At 66.9% G+C, this 22,415-nt stretch carries 21 protein-coding genes; 10 read left to right on the top strand and 11 right to left on the bottom strand.

The genetic code is table 11. The features are described 5' to 3' along the window. Positions 1-1,929: a hypothetical protein gene (locus AB0H61_RS17380; RefSeq protein ID WP_357305093.1), complete on the bottom strand. Its 1,929-nt coding sequence runs from the start codon at positions 1,927-1,929 to the stop codon at positions 1-3. Then, positions 1,908-2,957: a DUF2235 domain-containing protein gene (locus AB0H61_RS17375; RefSeq protein ID WP_357305090.1), complete on the bottom strand. Its 1,050-nt coding sequence runs from the start codon at positions 2,955-2,957 to the stop codon at positions 1,908-1,910. Before AB0H61_RS17375 ends, AB0H61_RS17380 begins: the two co-directional genes overlap by 22 nt. Positions 2,958-3,221: 264 nt before the next feature. Between AB0H61_RS17375 and AB0H61_RS17370 the strand changes: the two genes are divergently transcribed. Beyond that, positions 3,222-4,412, top strand: coding sequence for a glycosyltransferase (locus AB0H61_RS17370; protein ID WP_357305087.1), 1,191 nt, complete (start codon positions 3,222-3,224; stop codon positions 4,410-4,412). A 59-nt stretch (positions 4,413-4,471) separates the two neighbouring features. Here AB0H61_RS17370 and AB0H61_RS17365 read toward each other — a convergent pair whose 3' ends face one another. Then, complete coding sequence (locus AB0H61_RS17365; RefSeq protein ID WP_357305084.1) at positions 4,472-4,879, bottom strand: hypothetical protein; 408 nt, start codon at positions 4,877-4,879, stop codon at positions 4,472-4,474. A 232-nt stretch (positions 4,880-5,111) separates the two neighbouring features. Between AB0H61_RS17365 and AB0H61_RS17360 the strand changes: the two genes are divergently transcribed. Further along, the gene (locus tag AB0H61_RS17360; protein ID WP_357305081.1) at positions 5,112-5,867 is read left to right on the top strand and encodes a hypothetical protein; all 756 of its coding nucleotides are present in this window, start codon (positions 5,112-5,114) and stop codon (positions 5,865-5,867) included. A 6-nt stretch (positions 5,868-5,873) separates the two neighbouring features. Here AB0H61_RS17360 and AB0H61_RS17355 read toward each other — a convergent pair whose 3' ends face one another. From AB0H61_RS17355 to AB0H61_RS17345, 3 genes are all read right to left on the bottom strand, one after another. Beyond that, complete coding sequence (locus AB0H61_RS17355) at positions 5,874-7,418, bottom strand: serine/threonine-protein kinase (RefSeq protein ID WP_357305078.1); 1,545 nt, start codon at positions 7,416-7,418, stop codon at positions 5,874-5,876. 165 nt (positions 7,419-7,583) lie between these two features. Further along, complete coding sequence (locus AB0H61_RS17350; protein ID WP_357305075.1) at positions 7,584-7,913, bottom strand: hypothetical protein; 330 nt, start codon at positions 7,911-7,913, stop codon at positions 7,584-7,586. Positions 7,914-7,975: 62 nt separating this feature from the next. After that, complete coding sequence (locus AB0H61_RS17345; RefSeq protein ID WP_357305072.1) at positions 7,976-8,458, bottom strand: MarR family transcriptional regulator; 483 nt, start codon at positions 8,456-8,458, stop codon at positions 7,976-7,978. A gap of 75 nt (positions 8,459-8,533) precedes the next feature. Between AB0H61_RS17345 and AB0H61_RS17340 the strand changes: the two genes are divergently transcribed. Next, positions 8,534-9,970: an MFS transporter gene (locus tag AB0H61_RS17340; RefSeq protein WP_357305069.1), complete on the top strand. Its 1,437-nt coding sequence runs from the start codon at positions 8,534-8,536 to the stop codon at positions 9,968-9,970. A gap of 29 nt (positions 9,971-9,999) precedes the next feature. On the opposite strand, the gene AB0H61_RS17335 is transcribed toward AB0H61_RS17340, so the two are convergent. Next, positions 10,000-10,983: a WYL domain-containing protein gene (locus tag AB0H61_RS17335; RefSeq protein WP_357305066.1), complete on the bottom strand. Its 984-nt coding sequence runs from the start codon at positions 10,981-10,983 to the stop codon at positions 10,000-10,002. Positions 10,984-11,076: 93 nt separating this feature from the next. Between AB0H61_RS17335 and AB0H61_RS17330 the strand changes: the two genes are divergently transcribed. From AB0H61_RS17330 to AB0H61_RS17315, 4 genes are all read left to right on the top strand, one after another. Further along, positions 11,077-11,715 (top strand): TIGR03086 family metal-binding protein, encoded by a 639-nt coding sequence (locus AB0H61_RS17330; protein WP_357305064.1) that lies wholly within the window; start codon positions 11,077-11,079, stop codon positions 11,713-11,715. A gap of 130 nt (positions 11,716-11,845) precedes the next feature. Beyond that, the gene (locus tag AB0H61_RS17325; protein WP_357305061.1) at positions 11,846-12,466 is read left to right on the top strand and encodes a CHAP domain-containing protein; all 621 of its coding nucleotides are present in this window, start codon (positions 11,846-11,848) and stop codon (positions 12,464-12,466) included. A 243-nt stretch (positions 12,467-12,709) separates the two neighbouring features. Further along, positions 12,710-13,855, top strand: a complete 1,146-nt coding sequence (locus AB0H61_RS17320) for a hypothetical protein (RefSeq protein ID WP_357305058.1) — start codon at positions 12,710-12,712, stop codon at positions 13,853-13,855. 258 nt (positions 13,856-14,113) lie between these two features. Beyond that, entirely contained in the window at positions 14,114-14,818 is a 705-nt protein-coding gene (locus AB0H61_RS17315) for a DUF1906 domain-containing protein (RefSeq protein WP_357305238.1), read from the top strand. Between the two features lie 19 nt (positions 14,819-14,837). On the opposite strand, the gene AB0H61_RS17310 is transcribed toward AB0H61_RS17315, so the two are convergent. Continuing rightward, a complete protein-coding gene (locus AB0H61_RS17310) occupies positions 14,838-15,197 on the bottom strand; it encodes a hypothetical protein (protein ID WP_357305055.1) in 360 nt (119 codons plus the stop codon). A 160-nt stretch (positions 15,198-15,357) separates the two neighbouring features. After that, positions 15,358-16,116, bottom strand: a complete 759-nt coding sequence (locus tag AB0H61_RS17305) for a hypothetical protein (protein ID WP_357305052.1) — start codon at positions 16,114-16,116, stop codon at positions 15,358-15,360. A 389-nt stretch (positions 16,117-16,505) separates the two neighbouring features. Between AB0H61_RS17305 and AB0H61_RS17300 the strand changes: the two genes are divergently transcribed. After that, positions 16,506-17,798 carry a mannosyltransferase gene (locus tag AB0H61_RS17300; RefSeq protein ID WP_357305049.1) on the top strand — a complete coding sequence of 431 codons (1,293 nt, stop codon included), beginning with the start codon at positions 16,506-16,508 and terminating at the stop codon, positions 17,796-17,798. On the opposite strand, the gene AB0H61_RS17295 is transcribed toward AB0H61_RS17300, so the two are convergent. Together AB0H61_RS17295 and AB0H61_RS17290 are read right to left on the bottom strand one after the other, a co-directional pair. Beyond that, positions 17,737-18,033, bottom strand: coding sequence for a 4a-hydroxytetrahydrobiopterin dehydratase (locus AB0H61_RS17295; protein ID WP_357305046.1), 297 nt, complete (start codon positions 18,031-18,033; stop codon positions 17,737-17,739). The genes AB0H61_RS17300 and AB0H61_RS17295 overlap by 62 nt on opposite strands. Positions 18,034-18,155: 122 nt before the next feature. Beyond that, positions 18,156-18,332, bottom strand: a complete 177-nt coding sequence (locus tag AB0H61_RS17290; protein WP_357305043.1) for a hypothetical protein — start codon at positions 18,330-18,332, stop codon at positions 18,156-18,158. Between the two features lie 156 nt (positions 18,333-18,488). Here AB0H61_RS17290 and typA point away from each other — a divergent pair, with 156 nt between their 5' ends. Next, entirely contained in the window at positions 18,489-20,387 is a 1,899-nt protein-coding gene (typA, locus tag AB0H61_RS17285; RefSeq protein ID WP_357305040.1) for a translational GTPase TypA, read from the top strand. A 267-nt stretch (positions 20,388-20,654) separates the two neighbouring features. Beyond that, a complete protein-coding gene (locus AB0H61_RS17280) occupies positions 20,655-22,397 on the top strand; it encodes an ABC transporter family substrate-binding protein (RefSeq protein WP_357305235.1) in 1,743 nt (580 codons plus the stop codon). Positions 22,398-22,415 lie beyond the last annotated feature (18 nt).

Raw genomic sequence — 22,415 nt, 5'->3', positions numbered from 1 at the left:
CTACTCACCTGTTTGCGAGTGGATCGCGGCGAAATCGAGGCGATGGATCGCATGCTCGGTAGTCCATGCGCTCAGCGTGTCGTCGGCTTCCAGTTGGTCGAACCATTCACACATCGCGGCGAGCCGCAGCTTGCCCGCTCGGTGGAATGCGGCGGCGGCGTCGTCATCGGCCAAGGACTCGTCGCTGAGCGGCAGCGGCTTGGCGATTATGTAGTCCACGCTCCCGTCGGCGCTCACGACGAGCGCGGTGGCGGCGCGGATCACCGGTTGCCTTCCCTGCGTCGAGTTTTCGAGATCCGTACGGCGCTGAAGGAGTTGGATCGACAATTCGGGCCGCGGTAACCGATCACCCGCCAATCGGTAGGAGACGTGGACTCCTTCGCAGCTGATCGGGAAGGTCGGATCGAGCCCGAGTTGGGGCGCGTTCGCTCGCGCCCACGCGGTGAGGTCCGCGGCAACCTGCGAGAAGACGGAACGCCTCGTCCGGGGATCGGCGAGACCGGAGGTGCCATTGCCCTCGGGTATCGGGGGTGTGCGTAATTCGCCCGGATTGCCTATCGGGTCGAGATCCTTCGACGCGGACAGAATGACCCTGGACAAGTCCACCGGGTGATCGCCGTCGCCGAGGTTCAGCCGGGTATCCGGCTGATGCCAGACCAGAGCTTCGTCGGTCAATGAGGTGACACTTTTCGGCCAGATGCCGCGGCGTCGAAGCGCCTCTACGAGAGTACTGCGGAGGTGCTGCCGATCCTCGGGGTAGAGGCCGCGATCCGCGGTGACGATCGCGCGGACGACATCGCCGAACGTGACATCTACCACCGGGAGGTAGTCGAAACTGCGCACGACCATCCCGAGAATCCGGTCCGCGGTCTTCACCGCCTCGTCGGCGATCCGCGATACGAGATCCGGGTGCAGGTGACCCGGCGGGAGCACTCCGGTTCCTCCGGTAGCGATCCGCAGCAGGTCGGCGATCCCGTGTTGGTACGCGTCGAGGTACGCGTCGAACACCGCCGCCACGAAACACGCACCTCGTTCGTGTGGCTCTTCGGCCGCGCGAAATCTGTCGGGCGTTCGGTTCCGGTCCTTGATCGCCGAACGCAATGCCGCTCCGCGCCCGGTGGATTCACCGAACTCCCTGGCCAGATCCAGCAGACCCGCGCTGTTCTCCAGTTCCCCCGATGTCGTCGCGATTGCCTCGAGTACGACATCTCGGTGTGCGAAGTGCTGGAACAACGCAATCAAGTCGGCAACGGCCTCGTGCCAAGCGAAGACATCCCGGTTGGTGGATTCGTTGTACCGTCGCCTGATTCGATGCACGATCGCGTGCGTCACCTCGTGCGCGATAATGTCACTCGACAGGCACGTGAAGATGACTTGGCCGGGGAGATTCGCGCCCGGATTTTCGGCATCGGCCTGGTAGTAGCCGAACAGTACGGCGCGGCGGCGAGGATCGAAATAGGCGTTCTGTCCCTCGAAGGCGTGGGGGACCAGGCGAAGGATCTGGTCGCCGTGCCACCGGAATCGGCGTCCCATGAACCGTTCGAACCGCTCGATGACACTCATCGCGACCGCGTACACGACCTGTTGGTGCGCCCGGGGATCACTCTCTATCGGACGAATTCCGTCCTGCGCCAACAGAAACGGATCGTCGAGGTCGATAGGCTCGTACCACGTGTCACGGCTGGCGTCGAAGTCGACCACCTGCACGAGGCCGCCGTCGGGGCCCGGTCCTCGGATACGTTCGAACGGGATGTCCAGGGTGAGGAACTGTCCCGACAGCCGCGTCGACATCGGGTCGAATGCGAAGGTACGCAGTCTGCGTCGGGCCGGCGGGCAGATTCCGCTGTTGCCGTAGACCGGTGTTCCGGGGCCGGGCACGGGAGTACCGGCCTCGGTCGCGCGCTCCGCTACATCCGTAGTCTCGTCCATTGCTCGTCCTCCCACAGGATGTCTCGGGGGATTTGTTTCCCATAGCTGGTGTCGGCCTCGCACCGTGACCGCACGCTCGCGTGCACCCGGGCGCCCGAGGGAACCGTCCGCCGGCGGTACGTGAGCAGGGCCCAGATCCACCCCATCCGGTGCACTTCGCCCTTCGCATGCGCGGGGCCGACGGCGCAGGTGTCGAGGTATGCGTCGGCCTTCAGCATCAATCCGGCCTCGAGCGCACCGTCGGTGATCCATTTGAGTGCGATCTCGGCCAGTTTCGGATCGTCCTCGAATGTTCCACCGACGTCGGAGTGGACACCGGCGAACCAGGCCTCGGTGAGAACCGGCCGATTCCCCTTGGGTGTGACCAGATATTCCTCGTACGGACGGCGCTTCTCATCGATGGAAACGGCGTGCCATGCCCGCACCACATTGGGAACCTGCCGGGTGAAGGGCCATCGAAGTTCCCAGCGGAGCAAACCAGCCGCCTTGACCGTGTCCCATACGCCGAGATATTCGATCGGAATCGAGAAGCTGTTGTCCGCGGACTTCGAGCAGAAGGTGCGGGCGTATCGGCGAAGTTCCGGCCAATCCGTGGCCTTCCGCGTGTACGCACTGACAACATATTGGACGAGGTTCTCGCTGCCCGGACGTAAGAGGCCCGGCTCATGCAGCAGTCCGGCCAGGGCTCGGGCGGTGTATGCGCCGCGACTGAATCCGAAAACGAATACCCGGTCGCCGACCTGCCAGTGCTCTATCAGATAGGAGTAGGCCTCGGCGAGATTCGAACGCAGCCCGCTGCCGACAGCCAGTCCGAGCATTCGCGAGAACCACCGGGCCAGGGGCGACCACGCCCCTCGTGCACTGAACGTGCCGACACCCGGGTCGTAGTAGGCGATCTGCTTGGCGGAATCGCTCAGGTCCAGCATTTCGAATAAGCGGACCACATTCGTGCTACCGGTGGCACGGAGCTGATTACCTGTCCCGTCGAGACAGATGACGATGTTCTTACCCGTGGATCCGATGGACACGCAACGAGTGTGTGCCCGTTGAGCCGGAAAGTATCGAGTAGTGCTGTACCCGAATTTCACATCGATCGCCGATCGGCTTACCAGCGCCCGTTGGCGTTATGCGTAGTCGACGATGTGAGATTGTCCGCCCACAGCGGACCGGAAAGGGAATCTCCACTTCATTCCCCCTCAACATATATCGCACCCGGGGGCTTGCGGCAAGACCCGGGCTGTGCTGCAGAATCGCTGGCCGAAGCCGGAATCTGTCGAAACGGGAGTAGCGATATGCGTGTGTTGTTGTCGACGTATGGGTCGCGCGGGGACGTCGAACCGATGGTGGGCCTGGCGGTGCGTTTGCGGGAATTCGGCGCGGAGGTGCGGGTGTGCGCGCCCCCTGACTTCGCGGAGCTGCTGGCGGGTGTCGGCGTCCCGCTGGTGCCGTTCGGTCGGTCGGTGCGCGCGTTGGTGACCGGGGCGACGCCGGCGGCGAGCGCGTCCCGGATCGCGGCCGACTTGGTCGCCGCGCACTTCGACATCGTTGCCGCGGCGGCCGAGGGATGTGATGCGCTGGTGGCGTCCGGCTTGATGCCCGCCGGCGCGCGGTCGGTGGCCGAGAAACTGGGCATCCGCTACGTGTACGCCTGCTTCCATCCCTTCGAACTCCCGTCGCCGCATTACTCGCCGTCGCAGCGGCCGGGCCCGCCGTTCCCACCGGACGCCGACAACCGGACGCTGTGGGACCTGGACGCCGAGAAGGTGAACGCACTCTACGGCGCGGCGCTGAACACCCACCGGGCAGCGATCGGACTGCCACCGGTGGACAATGTCCGCGACCACGTCTTCACCGACCAGCCGTGGCTTGCGGCGGACCCGACCCTGGGGCCGTGGCAGGAGCTGACGAATCTCGACGTGGTGCAGACCGGCGCGTGGATCCTGCCGGACGAACGCCCACTTGCGGACGAGTTGGTGGCGTTCCTGGACGCAGGCGCACCACCGGTGTACGTGGGCTTCGGCAGCATGCCCATGCGCGCCTCGAAGGATGTCGCCCGGGTGGCCGTCGAGGCGATCCGCGCGCAGGGCCATCGCGTGCTCGTGGGCCGTGGCTGGGCCGACCTGGCCCTGATCGACGATCGGGACGACTGCTACGCCGTCGGCGAGGTCAACCAGCAGGCACTGTTCGGCCGGGTGGCCGCCGTCGTGCATCACGGCGGCGCGGGCACGACAACGACGGCGGCCCGGGCCGGCGCGCCCCAGGTGGTGGTACCCCAGCTGGTGGATCAGCCGCGCTGGGCCGCCCGGGTGGCCGAGCTGGGCATCGGTGCGGCACACAACGGTCCGATCCCGAGAACCGAATCCCTCTCTGCCGCACTCGAAACGGCCCTGGCCCCCGAAACCCGCGCTCGAGCGACCACGGTGGCCGCCACGATTCGTACCGACGGGACGACGGTGGCCGCGAAGCTGCTGCTCGGTTCGTGAGCCGAATCAGTGACGTCTACGATCGCGCCCAGCACTGCGGTGATCGGGCGCGCGAACGTTCAGTCCCCGCCGCTGCGCCACATGCGGAACAGCCGATCGATTTCTTCGGCGACGGCGTCGTAGGTCTGCCAGGAATCCGGGGCCTCATAGCTCGAGTCGAGCGAGGCGATGACCGGAATGCCCAGGTAGGCACCGAGATAGCTTCGGTATGCCGCCTTGGTGAACGCATTGCCGGTGTCGTTCAGCATGAATGGGTCTATCTCGCCACAGCAGTCCGAGGACAAGTACTGGCCGGGCGTCACCGATCGGTCGCGCAGACCGCGCCCGCGCGTACTCTGGTCCTCCGTCGCCAGATCGTGCAGTACCAGCCACGCCATGAACATCGCGATGTGTGTGCCCGCGGCTGCCAGCGGAAGTCCCAGATCCACAACGGAATCCGTGTGCCACCCGGCGTCGTCATATGTCATTTACGAATCTCCCCTCCCGAGGTAGACCCTATCGCGACTCGAAGGGCGAGCGGCGCATCATCGCGGTGTCGTCGGTAATGGCACCGGCGACTCGTGTCGAGGTGAAACCCGCTGAGAGCCTTTGGGTCTATGTGGGAATCGGTTGTGGTGATTCCGCTGTGGGGTGAGGGCCGGTCGAGTACTCTCCGATTCGGTCGGGCATTGAGCGGCCGACCAGTTTGGCGGAGGTACTTTGCGCGCACGAACGATATGGTCCGGGGTTATCGCGGCGCTGGCCACCGCCCTGTGTTCGACAATGCTGGCCGCACCGCTGCATGCGGCGCCGGGCGGCGGTATGTCGAGTCCCGATCCCGCGCCGCTGCAATCGACAAGCCTCACTTTGACGACCGATCGACCGGGCTCCGCGACCGGGCTGACCGCTCGGATCGACTTCCTCTCCTCACGGCCGTGGGTGCGGCCCTATTCGGTGCGGCAGATAGGCGTTCAGTTCCCGCCGGGGTTCGGTGTCGACTTCGCGGCAGCCCCGGTGTGCCGCGCCTCGGATGCCGAGCTCTATCTGCGCGGTGCGCAGGTATGCGCGAACAGCATTATCGGGACGGCGACGGCGAAGGTCGACTTCGGCTGGCCGAATTCCGATCGAGTCGGCGCCCCGTTCGAGCAATTCATACTCGGCGACGGTGAGTTGATTATTTTCGAGTACAACCAGCTCGGCAAGTCCGCCGCCGACGGCTTCACGGTGTTTCCGTTGATATTCCGGACTCCCCTGAACGGCGCGGGCTTCGTGATGTCGATCCCGGAGGCGCCGACTTTGGCGCTCCCTGACATGCTCTGGGCGTTGAAATCCGTGGATCTGACATTCGACGGTCGCGGGGTGTTTCGCACACCGGCGACCTGCGCCGAATCCGGAACATGGCCTATGACAATGACATTCAGCTACTACATGGGTGTCGAAGAACGTATGACGACTCGGATTCCCTGCCGTCGCTGATCGCGACTATCGGCCCCTGGGGTACATGCTGACGACGGTGCCGTCGACATCGGCGGCGAGGTAGGCGCCACCGTAGTCGTCGGTGAGGTAGACCAGAAGGGTGGGTCGATCGTCGTTGAAGGTCCAGGCGGGGTTGACGATTACGTAGCGCAGTGTCGGTTTCGGGACCCCGAGCTTCTCATCGGCCGTGCGGAGAAGGGTGGGGAGGATATTCCAATCGATCGAGCTCAGGCGGACAGTGGCGGTTTCGGATAGTTCGCCTCCGGCGCCTTTGCGGCTGCCGACACCATTGCGGTAGACGTATTCGTCGTAGAGGGTGGGTTGATCTCTGACGGGGGCTTCGGCGTTGACGTAGGTCGAGTAGAAGGTGACCTTGGTGAATTCGGTTCCACCGGAAGCCTTTTCCAGTGCCGCGATCGCCTGTCGGACACCTTCCGGGGTGAGCAGATCCGTTGCGGCGGGGGAAGGGCTGGGGCCGACGGAGGAAGGGCCGGGGCCTGCGGAGATCGCGCTGGTTTGGGGACGGCCGGTAACGGGGGGATTGGTCGGTTCGGCCGCGCTTCTGGTCGATTCGGGTCGAAGCGCCACCATGGCGAGCACCACCGCCGTCATGATGGCGACGGCACCGCCGATCAGTATTCCGCGCGGAAATGGTTTCGGCGCCGGGTGATTCGCGGAAATCGGCGGAACCGGAACTTGGACCTGGACCGGAACCGCAGATGCACCGGGTGCGTTGACTACCCGGGTCAGCATTCCGTCCACCTGTTCGGCGGGCGGGCGATGATTCGGGTCGGCTGCCAGCAGCGCCTGCAGGATCGGGGTCAGCGGACCGGCCTGGCGGGGATGGGGAACCGTGCCCTGGAGGACGGCCGCGAGGGTGGCGACGGTGGTGTCGCGGCGCATCGGGTGATAGCCCTCCACCGCGACGAAAAGGACCAGGCCCAGCGACCACAGATCCGACGCGGGGTTGCCTTCCTGGCCGCTGAGGCGTTCCGGCGCAACGTAATCCAATGACCCGAGCAGGTTCCCGGTGGCGGTGAGACTGGTCGCGCCATAAATGGCTGCGATGCCGAAGTCGGTTAGCACCGGTGAACCATCTTCGCGCAACAAAATATTCGCGGGTTTGATGTCGCGATGCAGGACACCGACCTGATGCGCGGCGCGCAGTCCCGCGAGAATGCCGCGCCCGATCTGCGCCGCATGGGCCGGACTCATCGGGCCGAGGGCGAGCTGCTCGGCGAGGGTGCGTCCCCGTACCAGCTCCATCACGATCCATGGGTGTGCCGCGGCGGGCGAATCCACAATGTGGTGGACGGCCACCACATTCGGGTGGCCGATGCGGGCCAGCGCTCGTGCCTCCCGTAGCACTCGCTCCCGCTGTACGCCCGGCGCGCTCGACGCATCGTCACCGTCGGCCGCGCGCACCTCCTTCAGCGCTACCTCACGGTGCAGGGCCAGATCGTAAGCCCGCCACACCGTACCCATACCGCCGCTGCCGAGCGGCTCGAGCAACTCGAAACGCCCGTCGACCACTGTCCGCCCGGAAATCACGGCGCAAGCCTATGTGTATCGCCGAACCCGCGCGAGATGCAGTATCGCCGCCTCCTCCGGCGGAACGGCCCCGCCCAGGATGCCACCACCGAATGGTCGCTCTCGGCGGCCGCGACATCGAGGCTTGCGGGGTGATCGGCATGCGTAGCGGATTCATTCCCATGGTCAGCGCCAGGCGGTGGTCCAGCGTCGTTTTGCCCAGCGGCGCGTGGAGGGACTCACCAGGATGGCGGGGAGCAGGAGGGCGGCGCAGACGAGCATGCCGATCAGCAGGAGACCGGCCAGTAGTTCGCCGATGACCTGGAGTGCGGCCGGGATCGCGAAGGCGAGGGCGACGGTGGCGAGGGTGATAGCGGCGGCGTAGTGCCCGGACAGGGCGATGGTTGCGGCAACGGTGCCGAGGGCGGCCGCGATGATCAGGCCGAGTACGCCGACCAGGTAGTTGTCCCAGGTGAGCCAGGTGAGTTGCGATGTGCTGCGGCGCTGATATCCCACCGTGCGGAGCCTAGTGGGATGTGCCGCGAACACATCGGAATCCGCGAGATTGTCGCCCCGAACTAGCGGACCTCGGGTGGCCGGGGCCAGGGGTTGGCCTCGATATGTTCGATGGATTCGTTGAAGCGGGCGACCAGTTCGCACAATTGGGCGATATCGGCCGCGGACCAATCGGCCACTACCGCGCCGATGCCTTCGTGGCTCTGCTCGCGGTCGGAGGCGAGCAGTTTCAGACCCTTTTCGCTGGCGCGGACCTTGCGTGCGATGCCACCGTCCGGGTCCGGTACCCGGTCCACCAGTCCCTGTTTCAGCATGGCGCCGACCTGGCGGTTGATGGTGGAGATGTCGAGTTGGAAGGCGGCCGAGAGTTCGCGCAGGCTCAGCGGCGCATCGATCTCCAGCCTGGTCAGGATCACGAACGCGGAGCGATCGAGCTGGAATCCGGGGCGGCGCAGTAGCGAGGCGGGGAAGTGCCGGGAGAGCAGGGTCAGCTCGAAGACGAGGCGCCGCAGCGCCGCGGTGTCGTCGGGATCCTGGTCGGGCATGGCACCCACTATGTCGTCTGGATCACGTCGATAGCAAATTGTGCACCATACACACCATATGTAGCGTACACATTCATGTCTGTTGCCGCCGACGCGTCCGACACCGTCTCGAGTGCCGATTCCCGGCGTCGCCCCGCGCCCGCAGTGCTCATCGCGGCGCTGGGCATGGTGGGTGTCGTCGTCTCCCTGATGCAGACGCTGGTCATTCCGATCATCCCGTCGTTGCCGGCCCTGCTGCACACCTCCGCCTCCAACGCCTCCTGGGTGATCACCGCGACGCTGCTCGCGGGCGCGGTGGCCACCCCGATCAGCGGTCGGCTCGGTGACATGTTCGGCAAGCGCCGGGTGCTGTTCGTGAATCTGCTGTTCCTGATCGCCGGTTCGCTGATCTGCGCCAGCTTCTCCTCGCTGATCCCGGAGATCGTCGGACGCTCGCTGCAAGGCGCGGCGGTCGGCGCGATTCCGCTCGGCATCAGCATCATGCGCGACGAATTGCCCACCGAGCGAGTGGGTTCGGCGATGGCGATCATGAGCGCCACTCTCGGTGTCGGCGGCGCCATCGGGCTGCCGATCGCGGCGTTCATTGCGCAGAATGCTGACTGGCACATGCTCTTCTGGAGCGCGGCCGGGATGGGTGCGCTGTGTGCGGTGCTGGTCTTCGTCTTCGTGCCGGAATCGCCGGTGCGCACCCCGTCGCGGTTCGATTTCGGTGGGGCGGTGGGACTTTCGATCGCGCTGCTGGCACTGTTGATCGCGATTACCAAGGGTGCGGACTGGGGTTGGGCCAGCGCCTCGATTCTGACGCTGTTCGCGATCTCGGCGGTGGTCTTCGTCGGCTGGGCCTATTTCGAACTGCGGCAGCAGGCGCCGCTGGTGGATATCCGGGTGTCGGCGCGCCCGCGGGTGCTGTTCACCAACTTCGCCTCCATCGCGGTCGGCTTCGCGCTGTACGGCATTTCGCTGACCTTCCCGCAACTGCTGATGGCGCCCGAGCAGACCGGTTACGGCTTCGGACTCTCCATGGTCAACGCCGGATTGGTGATGGCCCCCACGGGACTCGTGATGATGCTGCTGTCGCCGGTCTCGGCGCGGCTGTCGGCGTCGCGCGGACCGAAGGTCACGCTGATGCTCGGCTCGGCGGTGATCGCGGTGGGCTACCTGTGCGCGGTGGTGCTGATGAACAGCGTCTGGGAGATCATGCTGGCGGCGGCCATCGTCGCGGGCGGTGTGGGTCTCGCCTACGCGGCGATGCCCGCGCTGATCATGGGCGCGGTGCCGATCACCGAAACCGCCGCGGCCAATGGCCTGAACTCGTTGATGCGCTCGATCGGCACGTCCACCTCCTCGGCCGTGATGAGTGTGGTCCTGGCCCATCTGACCATGACGCTCGGAACGCATGTGCTGCCCTCGCGCGACGGTTTCCACACCACCTTCTTCATCGCGATGGCCGCGGCCGTGGCGGCTATCGTGCTGACGGCCTGCATCCCGATGGGTAAGAAGGCCGCGGCCTGATCCCGGGCGCGGCGCCGCCTGAGCGAGGCTCAGGGGGCGTCCGCGACGGCCTCGGTATAGCGCCGCGCCAGGGTGCGCAGGTGGCCGACCAGTTCCGGCGGGCCGTCGACGCGGAAGTCCATCATCAACATGCTCAGATAGATGGCGATGGTTTCCAGCGCGTCCGCGCCGGTCAGCAGGATGCAGCTGCCGTCGTCCACCGGCTCGACCACCCCGACGGCGGGATTGATGCGGGCGATCACGACCTCGGCGGGGGCCATTACGGTGACCCGGGCGTGCACTTTCCAGCCGGTGCTGGCGACATCGCGCATGACGAAGGCGACCAGATCCTGGTCTGGCAGGGCGCGCGCGGCGAACCGGCGGCTGCCCGTCGTGGCACGCAGCACCCGGGCGACGGGAATCGCGCACCAGGAATGGGTGTCCAGACCGTAGGCGACCAGATACCAGCGCCGTTGCCAGTTGATCAGCCGGTAGGGCTCGACCTCGCGCACGGTGGAATCCGCTGTGCCTGAGTCGGTTTCGATGTGCACGGTGGCGCCGTCGCGAACGGCGCCCGCGAGGGTGGTCAGTACCGCGGCGGGCACCGGGGCGTCGGGTTCCCTGGACCCGGTGGTGGCCGGTCCGATGGCGGTCGCGTTGCGCAGTGCGATCACCTTGCGCTGCAACCGTTTCGGCAGGATCTGTTCCAGCTTGGCCAGTGCCCGCCCGACATGGTCGGTGATATCCGCGATCCCGGTGGAGCCGTCCTCGGCCAGTCCGATCGCCACCGCCACCGCGACGGCCTCGTCATCATCGAGTAGCAGCGGCGGCATCGTCGACCCGCGACCGAGCCGGTAGCCGCCGACCGCGCCGCGCTCGGCGTGCACCGGATAGCCCAGTTCACGCAGCCGCTGGATGTCGTTGCGCAGCGTGCGGTCGGTGACGCCGAGGCGTTCGGCCAGTTCTCGTCCGGTGTGCGCACGGTCCTGAAGTAGTGACAGCAGGCGCAGCACGCGGACTGTGGTGGGCGTCACATAAACCTCCGATTCTTATTAGGAACGAAAATAGCCTAATGCCCACATAAGCTCATGTCAGCAGCAAGAAATAAGCATTCGAAAGGGACTGACATGAACGACATCGCCACCACCGCGACCACTGTTTGGCGCGACGTGCTGTCCGCCTCCTACCGCGCGCTGGAGAGTGTTGTCGCCGGTGTCCGCGACGACCAGTGGCACCTGCCCACCCCGTGCTCGGACTGGGATGTCACCCAGGTGGTCCAGCACGCGGCGGGCGATCAGCTGGCCTATGCCATGTCCCTCGGCATCGGGGTCGGCCCCGATTACAACCCCTTCGCGCCCTCGGGAGAGATCGACGGCAGCGCAATGGAATTGGTGCGTGCCGCGATCGAGCCGACCGCCGCGGCGTGGGCCACCGTCACCGATGGGACCGCGACCGTCCCCACCCCGCTGCCGCACGGCGACCTGCCGACCCCGGTGGCCGCGGTGATGTGCGCGCTGGATGCCGCGGTGCACGCCTGGGATATCGCCATCGCCACCGGCCAGCCCTCCCCGCTGAACGACGAACTCGCGGGCCACCTGCTCACCGCCGCCCGCACGGCCAACCCCGCGCCGGGTGGCGGCCCGGAGGCGGAGATCGTCGAGCCGCTGCGCCAGTGGGGCGCCTACGCCGCCGTCGTGGCGGGCGAGCCCGAGGACGGTGCGGTCGAGCAGCTGCTGCGTTACCTGGGCCGGGATCCGCGCGCCTGATGTAGTCCCGGGGTCCGCGTACGCACGCCGGCGGCGACGCGGATCCTCCCTCGGGGGAACCGTTCGGCCCGCCCGTTCGTCCAATCCTTAGTGGCCGAGAGGCGGCCCGTGGTGGAGGAACTGGGGGGTCATGACCGAGAACGCGGTGACCACCGCGCCGCGGCGCTCGCGCTACGGCAGGTGGATCGCGCTGGGTGTGCTGGTCGCGGTGATGGCGGCGGGTGCGGCACTGGGGGTGCGCTGGTGGCACTGGCATTCGCCGCGGGCCGCCATTGTCGGCGAGAGTCCGGCCGAATTCCCCGCGATCGACCGGTCCACTCTCGATCCCGCCCAGGTCAGGCTGGTTTCGGTGCTGGAACGCGAATTCGCCGCACCCGGCGACGGGACCGATTACGCCGAGGGCGTGCGGGAACCGTGGTGCGCCGACTTCGTCAGCTGGGCCATGCGGGAGGCGGGTGTTCCCTTGGCGAATCCGAACTCGGGGTCGTGGCGAATTCCCGGCGTCTACACGCTGGAGGAGTACTACCGGAGCGTGGACCGTTTCGCGGTGATCGATGCCGGTTATCGGCCGCGCACCGGTGACGTGCTGTTGTACAGCGAGAACAGTCCGTTCACCCAGCACACCAATATCGTGCTGACCGTCGACGACGGCGTGGTGACCACGATCGGTGGCAACGAATTCGGTGAGGTGCGGATCCATCGATTCGCCCTGGCCGAGATTCCCGGGGTGGTGGGTATCGGACGATTCTGAAAATCCGTTGTCGCTCAGCCGAAATGGTTGACGCGCGGGTGTCGGCGAGTCCTCGGCAAAGACATACCATTAGGGGTGACAGCGCCCGGCAGCGCTGTCACCCGGAGCCCTGTCCTGCTACCCCCTCATCAGCAGGACAGGGCTCCCTCGGCGAACCCGACCGCACCGGCTGGAAACTTCTGTCGCGTACCGTGTCCGATGTCCCGTCCACAGGTAAGGGTTCCGGAACAGCCGATGCAGCCGATGACGCAGTCGACCGACGAAACCAGCAGTGATCCGGCCTGGATCGACTACGCCGATTTCGGCGAACGCTTCGTCACGCACGCGGTGACCGAGGAGCGGATCATTGCCGCGGTATCGAGCATGGCGGGCCGCGGCGTAACCATCGGCCCGTTCTCGATCGGCCCGGCCGGTCTGGCCGGATTCGTGGCCGAAGGCAAGGTGGGCGAACCGGTGGTGCTCCGCCACGACCCGCACGTGATCTTCCAGGTCACGGTGCCACTGTCGCTCACGGTGAAGGTGTTGCTCGGCGGACGCAAAATGCGGCTTTCGGCGGTGGTCGAGATGGACCTGACTTTGCACGCCCGCACGGCGGACCCGCTGCTGATCGTCATCGACATCCCACCGCTCACCGCCCGCGATGTCAGTTTCGTGCTGCGTGCCCAGGCCGTCGATGCGGCCTGGGAGTGGCTGCTCGATCCGATCGCGGGCATGGTCCAGCGTGAGGTCGCGGGCCGGGTGAATGCGATGCTCGCCGAACCGGAGGCGGTGCGCGGCCGGGTTTTCGATATCGAGGCGATGGTCGGCGGCACCCGCTCCGCGCATCGGGAACAGGCCGAATTCGACTGGATCGACTACGGGGAGTTCGGTCGCCGTTTCTTCACCCGCCTGGTGACCCGGGATCGGGTATTCGACGTGGTCGAGCGGATGGCGGGCCGCCCGATCGAAGTCGGCCCGCTGCGGACCGGGCCGGGGAACCGGGCGACGGTCACCGTGCAGGGAGCGATCCGGGTGCCGCAGCTGGTCGATCACGTCTCCTCGGAGCTGCCCGCCGAACCGGTGACCTTTGATCTGACGCTGCCGGTGAGCCTCGACATCACCGTGGATGTGCTGAAGGCGAATCGATATCGCGCCGATGTCGAGGTGCCGCTGGTGCTGACCGCGCGCGCGGCCGATCCACTGCTGCTGGTGATCGATGTGCCGCCGCCCGCGCCGGACGATATCCGGATGTCGTTCAAGGCGCACGGAATGCGTGCGGCCACCCTCGGTGCGCTGGCCGGGATCAAGAAGCAGGTCATTACGCAGGTGGTCGGGGTGGTGCGCCGGGAGCTGGCCGACAGTTCGGGCCGGACCATCGATGTGGCCGCGCGTATCGACAGTGTTGCCTGACGCGTAAACCCGTGTGGCAAATGTGAAACATGTGTCCCATGGGTCTAGCGGTTCCCATGTGAATGTGGTGAAATTAGTTCACGATCGAGGCTCCCGGCGCGCAAGTGAACCTTGGGGAAGGTGCGCCGGGCACGCTGTGGCGTGAGCGAGGGTCCGGAGTCGGCGGCGCGACACCAGCCACGAAGGACACCGCGAACACCGCACTTCAGCACTTCCGGCCGGGTGGGGGTTGCGTGAAGGAGTCCTGCGATGCGTTCCATGGATCTGTCCCGACGTGAACTGTTCGCCTTGACCGCGGCGGCGGCCGTGGCGGGCGCCACCGTCTCGATGCCGTCGGCATCCGCCACCGGCACCCTCGGCACCCTGATCGATTACGCGGGCGGGGTGCCCTCCGCGGACGCGATCCGGGAGGCGGGCCATATCGGCGTGATCCGGTACGTGTCGGATCGCCGCCCCGGCGCCGAATGGATGGAGGGCAAACCGCTGCGCGCCGCCGAGGTGGACGCACTGCATGCGGCGGGTCTGACGATCGTGTCCAACTACCAGTTCGGCAAGGGCTCGACCGCGGACTGGCGCGGTGGGCTGGAAGCGGGTAAGCGCCACGCCCAGCGCGGACTGGAACTGCACCGCGCCGCGGGCGGACCGGACGACCGGCCCATCTATGCCTCGATCGATGACAATCCGTCCGCGGTCGACTTCGCCACGATGATCGCGCCCTACCTGCTGGGCTGGGAATCGGTGGTCGGCAAAGCGAACGTCGGCATCTACGCCAACTCGCCGACCATCGACCTGGCCCTGGCCGCCGGACTCGGCTCCTGGTACTGGCAGCACAACTGGGGGACGCCGAAAGGCTTCGTGCACTCGGCCGCGCATCTGCACCAGTTCGAGATCGACAAACGCGCCGTCGACGGCGTCGGCGTCGACCTCAACTCGGTGCTGAAGCCCGAATACGGGCAGTGGTGACGGCCGCGATCGGCCGCGTCTAGGTCTGGGTGTGGCAGACGGGGGCGACGCGCAGATCCGGCTCGTCATCCGGGACCACCCGGAGATTCGGCCGCGAGTCCGGCGCGTCGTGATCGCCCAGCCACGAGAAGAGCGACCAGCGGGACAGCCCGGAGAAGGCCGAGCCGAGGCTGACGAACGACCCCGACGAGATCGCAGACCCGAACGACCCGACCGAGCCGATCGATAGCACCGACCCGACGCTGCCGATCGAGAGGACCGAGTACGCGGAGCCGATCGACAGGATCGAGCCCTCCGATCGGAACGACAGGATCGATCGTCGTGATCGCCTACTCCGGATCGAATGGCCAGGCCGCACACTTACCTCGACAGACGCCATGTCATCGGTCTACCACAGCCCGCGGACATCTATATCCGATCACGGTGATTCATCGAGGTGTGTCGGAGTAACTCATCGGGTGGGTCCGCTCAGACGACGACCGCCTGCCGCCGAGGTGATCATGGCGGCAGGCGGTCGGCCTGAAATGCGTTGCTGTGGATCAGACGGCGAAGAATCCGAGCGTCGGCAGGAACGAGCAGGTGCGCGGCTCGGCGTCCGGAGCCTGGGTGGTCAGCGAGCCGCCGATCACCGCGACCACTCGGCCGGAGCCGGTGTTGACGATGGCCGACAGGGTGGCGGGGCCGCCCGGGTTGATCTTCGCCTCGTCGGTCAGCGCCTGAACGCCGGACTGCCGGGTGTCGAGGTTCAGCCACTGCACCGTCATCGGCGGGTTCTGCACCTCGGTCGGCGACTTGGTGCCGAGCGCGGTGAAGACGAAACCGGCCTGACCGGCCTGCGGTCCGGGCGGCGGTAGCTGGGCCGGGCCGGGCACGGCGAGCGCGGTGCCGACCGAGTCGGAGGACGGGCCGATGCAGCCCTTGCCGATGGTCGGGTACAGGAACTGGGCGATGACCGGGCCGTCCTGCGGGACCTCGGGACCGCCGCCGCCGCTGCCGTCCAGGAAGGTGATGATCCGTTCCAGGGTCGACTTGATCTGCGGCGGCAGGTTCAGGGTGGCCAGCAGAAGCCGGGCCTGATCGAGGATGGCCGACTGCGGGCTGCGACCCGCGATATCAGCCGGGCCTGCGATCGAGCCGACGATGGCCGGCGCCAGCGCCGCCAATGTGTCGACCGGGACGCCCTCGGGCACCATAGGGATATTGCTCGAAACCGCGGCGGGCGCGGGTGCGGGTGCGGCGACTGCTGTCGGCGCGGCGAGCGATGCGCTGGCCGCCATTGCGAGCGCGGTCAATGCCATCCGCGATCCTTGGGTGCGAAGCACTGGTCGGGCCGTCCTTACCTTCGGGTACATCTGGAGCGATGCAAAAAGCCATCGTTTCGGGGTCACTCTAGGGACATCGCCACCGACTTGTACAGCCACGGTGTCCTGCGGGTGTTGTGGACGCTCAGTGTTAGCAGAAATTAGCGCATTTTGCCTGTTGCTGGTGTTAAAGGAGATGTAAATGTTATCAGTGATAATTGGTCCGGAACGGCACCCCACGCGGTGACACGAGCGCTCTCGACCGCATCCGTCCCTGTGCGCCGGGGTTCGTCTGGCTGACCGAGCGTCCCGGGGTTGCGGTTAATGTAGTCGGAGCCTTCAGCTCTTGTCGCCGAACGCCCGAACATCCCGGCGGGTCGTCGCCGATGACCCACACCGACTCGAAAGCCTGCGATTTGAACCGAGAGAGCGCTCGGACGGATGCCCGTCCGGCCGCCGCACCCCTGCGACTGGCTGTGCTGGCGCTCGCTCTATCCGTGCTGGCCCGGCTGCTGTGGATGCTGCTGTCGAAGAACGGGATGAATCTCGTCGATCTGCACGTCTACGTCGGCGGTTCGGCCGATCTGCTCACCGACCGGCTGTACGACTTCACCTATGCGGAGAAGACGCCGGACTTCCCGCTGCCGTTCACCTATCCGCCGTTCGCGGCCCTCGTCTTCTTCCCGCTGCACTATCTGCCCTTCACGGTGGTCGCGGTGGGCTGGCTGTTCGCCACGGTGGCCGCGCTGTACGCGGTGGTGTGGATCAGCTTCGAACTGCTACTCGGCAAGGAACGGCTGCGGACGCCGGGCTGGCGCACCGCCGCCGTCGCCTGGACCGCGGTGGGGGTGTGGCTCGAACCGGTACGGACCACGCTGGATTACGGCCAGGTCAATGTGTTCCTGGTGCTCGGCGCGATGCTGGCGGTGCGCAGCTCGCGCTGGTGGGTCTCCGGCGGTCTGGTCGGCATCATCGCGGGTATCAAGCTCACCCCCGCGATCACGGGGCTGTACTTCGTGGCGCGGCGGCGCTGGTGGACCGCGCTGTGGTCGGCGGTCGTCTTCGGTGCGACCGTCGGCATCAGCTATCTGATCAACAACCACGAGGCGACGCGCTACTTCGGCACGCTGCTCGGCGACGCCGATCGGATCGGGCCGGTCGGCTCGGTCTGGAACCAATCGTTGCGCGGCGCGTTGAGCCGCGTCCTCGGCCACGATGTCGAATCGGGGCCGTGGTGGATCACGGCGGTGCTCGTGGTGGCGGTGCTGGCGTTCTTCGCTTGGCGCGCACTGGATTCCGATGATCGGCTCGGCACGCTCCTGGTGGTGCAGCTGTTCGGGCTGATGGTCTCGCCCATCTCCTGGTCGCACCACTGGGTGTGGCTGCTGCCGACCGTGCTGTGGCTGGTCTACGGCCCCATGCGGCAGGCGCCGGGGGCCCGCATGCTGGCCGGCTACTGGTTGGTGACCATGCTGATCGGCGCACCATGGGTGCTGTCGTTCTTCCAGCCGACGATCTGGGAGATCTCCCGGCCGGGCCTGCTCTCCTGGCTGGGTGCGGTCGATGTGCTCGGTGTGCTGGTGTTCTACGTCTGGGTCATCCGCTCGGGGCGTCTGCTCAGACGTATTGCGGCACCAGTCGATCTATCTCACGAGCCAGCGCCACGTCCCGCTCGGTGAGACCGCCCACCGAGTGGGTGGACAGTGCGAAGGTGATCGTGCGCCAGCGGATATCGATATCGGGATGATGGTCGGTGGCCTCGGCGACCTCGGCGACCGCGCGCACCAGTTCGATGCCCGCGGCGAACGAGTGCGCCTTGACCGAGCGGATGAGGGTGGGCCCGGTCCGGGTCCAGGCCGGCAGGGTGGCGACGGCGGCAGAGATCTCGGCTTCGGTTAGCAGAGGAGTACTCATAACCCGGTTGTACCCCTTGCGGTCGGGTTTCTCCGCGTTCCCGCGAAAGTCCACGGATGACCGGGAGTGCAGCAGCGGCCCGAGGAGGGCGGGCGGACCGGATAGTTCGCGGTGGCGTGCGGTCAGGCCGCGCGGGCTTGCTTGAGCGCTTTTTTGAGATCTTTACCGCAGCAACCCGCGGCCTCGGCCTTCTTCATACGCATAATGACCACGGGGCATTTCAGGCAGCGCGTCTTCTTGCGACAGCACTTTTTCTTGGGTTTCAGACTTGAAACCTTCTTGGCTTTGACCTTGCCCACGATGGTTAGCATACCCTTAGTCGAGTGCCTGGAACGCGGGGGTCATCGGATTGCCGGTAGGGTGTGTAGCTGGCCGCAATGCCCGGTGAGTTTCGATTCTCCACCTGTTTGCAGGGGTCGGCCGGCACCTATACCTAACAGCAGGAGGATTCAGGCGTGTCGTCTGCACGCGATTTTCGCAACGTCGCCATCGTGGCCCACGTCGACCACGGTAAGACGACGCTGGTCGACGCCATGCTGCGCCAGTCCGGCGCCTTCGCCGAGCGCGCCGAGCTCGTCGACCGGGTGATGGATTCCGGCGATCTGGAACGCGAGAAGGGCATCACCATTCTCGCCAAGAACACCGCCGTGCACCGGCATCACCCGGACGGATCGGTGACTGTGATCAACGTCATCGACACCCCGGGCCACGCCGATTTCGGTGGTGAGGTCGAGCGCGGCCTGTCCATGGTGGACGGCGTCGTCCTGCTCGTCGACGCATCCGAAGGGCCGCTGCCGCAGACCCGTTTCGTGCTGCGCAAGGCGCTTGCCGCGTCGTTGCCGGTGATCCTGGTCGTCAACAAGACCGACCGGCCGGACGCCCGCATCGAGGAGGTTGTCGAGGAGAGCCACGATCTGCTGCTCGACCTGGCCTCCGATCTGGACGACGCCGCCGCCGAGGCCGCCGAACTCGCCCTGGACCTGCCGGTGCTCTACGCCTCCGGCCGTGAGGGCAAGGCGTCCAAGGAGCGTCCGGAGAACGGCCAAGCGCCCGATGCCGAGAACCTCGACGCATTGTTCGACGTGCTGATGGAGTACATCCCGGAGCCCAAGGGCGATCCGACCGCGCCGCTGCAGGCACACGTCACCAACCTCGACGCCTCGGCCTTCCTCGGCCGCCTCGCGCTGGTCCGCATCCACAACGGTGAGCTGCGCAAGGGTCAGAACGTCGCGTGGATGCACGCCGACGGCGTCAAGCAGGTCAAGATCACCGAGCTGCTGCAGACCGTCGGCGTCGACCGCCAGCCGGGCGAGATCGCGGTGGCCGGTGACATCGTCGCTATCGCGGGTATCCCCGAGATCATGATCGGTGACACCCTCGCCGATCAGGAGAACCCGATCGCGCTGCCGCGTATCACCGTCGACGAGCCCGCCATCTCGGTAACCATCGGCACCAACACCTCGCCGCTCGTCGGCCGCGTGCAGGGCCATAAGCTCACCGCCCGCATGGTGAAGTCGCGCCTGGACCAGGAACTGGTCGGCAACGTGTCGCTGCGGGTGCTCGATATCGGCCGTCCGGACGCCTGGGAGGTCCAGGGCCGCGGTGAGCTGGCGCTGGCCATCCTGGTCGAGCAAATGCGCCGCGAAGGCTTCGAGCTGACCGTCGGCAAGCCGCAGGTGGTCACCAAGCAGGTCGACGGCAAGGTGCACGAGCCCTTCGAAGAGCTCACCATCGACTGCCCGGACGAGTACCTCGGCGCGATCACCCAGCTGCTGGCCGCCCGCAAGGGCAAGATGGTGCAGATGAACAACCACGCCGCCGGATGGGTGCGGATGGAGTTCATCGTTCCGTCGCGCGGCCTGATCGGCTTCCGCACCGACTTCCTCACCGAGACCCGCGGCACCGGCATCGCCAACGCCGTCTCGCACGGCTACGCGCCGTGGGCCGGTGAGATCCGCGCTCGGCATACCGGCTCGCTGGTCTCCGACCGCGCGGGCACGGTGACCCCGTTCGCCATGATCCAGCTCTCCGACCGCGGCCAGTTCTTCGTGGAGCCGGGCGCGGACACCTACGAGGGTCATGTCGTCGGCATCAACCCGCGCGCCGAGGACCTCGACATCAACGTCACCCGCGAGAAGAAGCTGACCAATATGCGCAGCTCGACCGCCGACGTGATGGAGACGCTGGCCAAGCCACTGCAGCTCGATCTCGAGGGTGCTATGGAGTTCTGCGCGGGCGACGAATGCGTCGAAGTCACCCCCGAGGTGGTCCGGGTGCGCAAGGTGATCCTGGGTGCTACCGAGCGTGGCCGGGAGCTGTCCCGGCGGAAGGCGCGGGACCGGGCCGCGTTGTAGTGCGGACGCGACCAACAGGGTGCGCTCTGTGTGGCCGAGTGTCAGTGAGGCGAAGTACGTGAGGGAGCGCAGCGAGCGAACCGGTGGGCACAGCCGCGTGCGCGCGCTGCGTGGCCGAGTGTCAGTGAGGCGAAGTACGTGAGGGAGCGCAGCGAGCGAACCGGTGGGCACAGCCGCGTGCGCGCGCTACGTAGCCGAGCGTCAGCGAGGCGAAGTAGAGTGCGCACCGTGAGCTCGGGGGCAAGACGACGCGCGACGGCGCGTGCGATGTTGGTGGTGATGATGGCGGCCTCCGTGACGGTGGTGCTCGCCGGTTGCACCGCGAATCCGCCACCGCCGATCGAGAGCACCGACAGCCCGAAGACGACGCCCGCGAAACCGGGTAAGCACACGGTCGTGGTGGCGATCGACGACATCGGCATCGGATTCAATCCGCATCTGCGCGCCGATCAGTCGCCCGCCAACGCGGCGGTGGCGTCGATGGTGTTGCCGAGCCCGTTCCGGCCGGTGCCGAATCCGGCATTGCCCGGCGCCACCGAGTGGGTGCCGGATACGGCCCTGGTCACCGCGGCCGAGGTGACCGCGCAGGAGCCGTTCACCATCACCTATACGCTGCGCAATCAGGCCAACTGGTCGGACGGCGCCCCGATCGCGGCCGAGGACTTCCGGTATCTGTGGCAGCAGATGATCACCCAGCCGGGGGCGGTCGATCCGGCGGGCTACCGGCTGATCACCGACGTGAGTTCCTCCGGCGGCGGCAAGACCGTCACGGTGACCATGAATCAGCCGTACCCGGCGTGGCGCGAGTTGTTCGTGGATCTGCTGCCTTCGCACCTGCTGAAGGATTCGCCCGGCGGATTCGCCAATGGGCTGGAGGAGCCGAGTCAGGTCTCCGGCGGTAACTTCGCCATCAAGTCGGTCGACCGCGGCCGCGACGAGATTCTGCTGGAACGCAACGACCGCTATTGGGGTACGCCCGCCGCACCGGACCAGATCCTGTTGCGCCGCGGCGGAACTCCGGCCCAGCTCGCCGAATCGCTGCGCTCCGGCGATGCCCAGATGGCGCTGGTGCACGGTGGTGTCGCGACGCGGGCGCAGCTCGCGGCGATCCCCTCGGTGCGCACCGCGATCATGCCGCAGTCGCGCGAATTGCAGTTCATATTGAACGGGCGCAGTGGGGATCTCGGCGATCATCGGGTCCGGCGCGGGGTGGTGGCGCTGCTCGATCCCGCGCTGCTCGCCACCGTCGGCGCGCAGACCGGCGGTTGGGTGGAACCGGTGCGCGCCCAGATCCTGACCCCGTCCGACCCCGGCTACACACCGACCGCGCCGCCACGGGCGTCCGCCGAGGAAGCGTTCGGGCTACTGGCCGAGGCGGGTTATGTCCGCGCCCCGGAGCAACCGCCGGTGGCCTCGCCGACCTCGCCCGCGCCGCAGCCCAGGGCCGTCGCGAAAAACGGTAAGCAGCTTGTTATTCGGATCGGCGCGGTGACCGGCGATGCCACCGCGCTCGCGGTCGCGAATACCGCCGCCGACCAATTGCGCAGTGCCGGAATCGATGCCAGCGTGCGCAGCCTCGCCGCCGACGCGCTGTACGGCAAGGAGTTGGTCGAGAGCGGGGTCGACGCGCTGGTCGGCTGGGAGGTCGCGGGCGGGGATCCCGCTACGGTGCTCGGCTCCCGGTACGGCTGTCCGCCGACCGCCGATCCCGCGGTGAGTAATGGAAATGCGCAGGCGGCGGTGGAAGCGGCGCGTCGCGCGCCGACCAACCTGTCCGGGGTATGCGATCCGGCGTTGCAGCCCGGCATCGACGGCGCGCTGCGTGGCATCGATGTCGGCCGGGTGCTGGCCGAGGCCGAGCCCGCGCTCTGGAATCTCGCCACCGTGCTGCCGATCGTGCAGGACAATGTGGTCGCGGCCTCCGGCCCGCGGGTGGACGGGGCCTCGCTGAGCGGCGCCATCCAGGTCGGCATCTTCGGTGACGCGGCGATGTGGAGAAGGATCCCGTGAGCACGCACGGCGAGGGTC

The organism is Nocardia sp. NPDC050710 (assembly GCF_040654375.1).
Classification (GTDB): domain Bacteria; phylum Actinomycetota; class Actinomycetes; order Mycobacteriales; family Mycobacteriaceae; genus Nocardia.
This window is presented reverse-complemented; position numbering and strand designations above follow the sequence as displayed.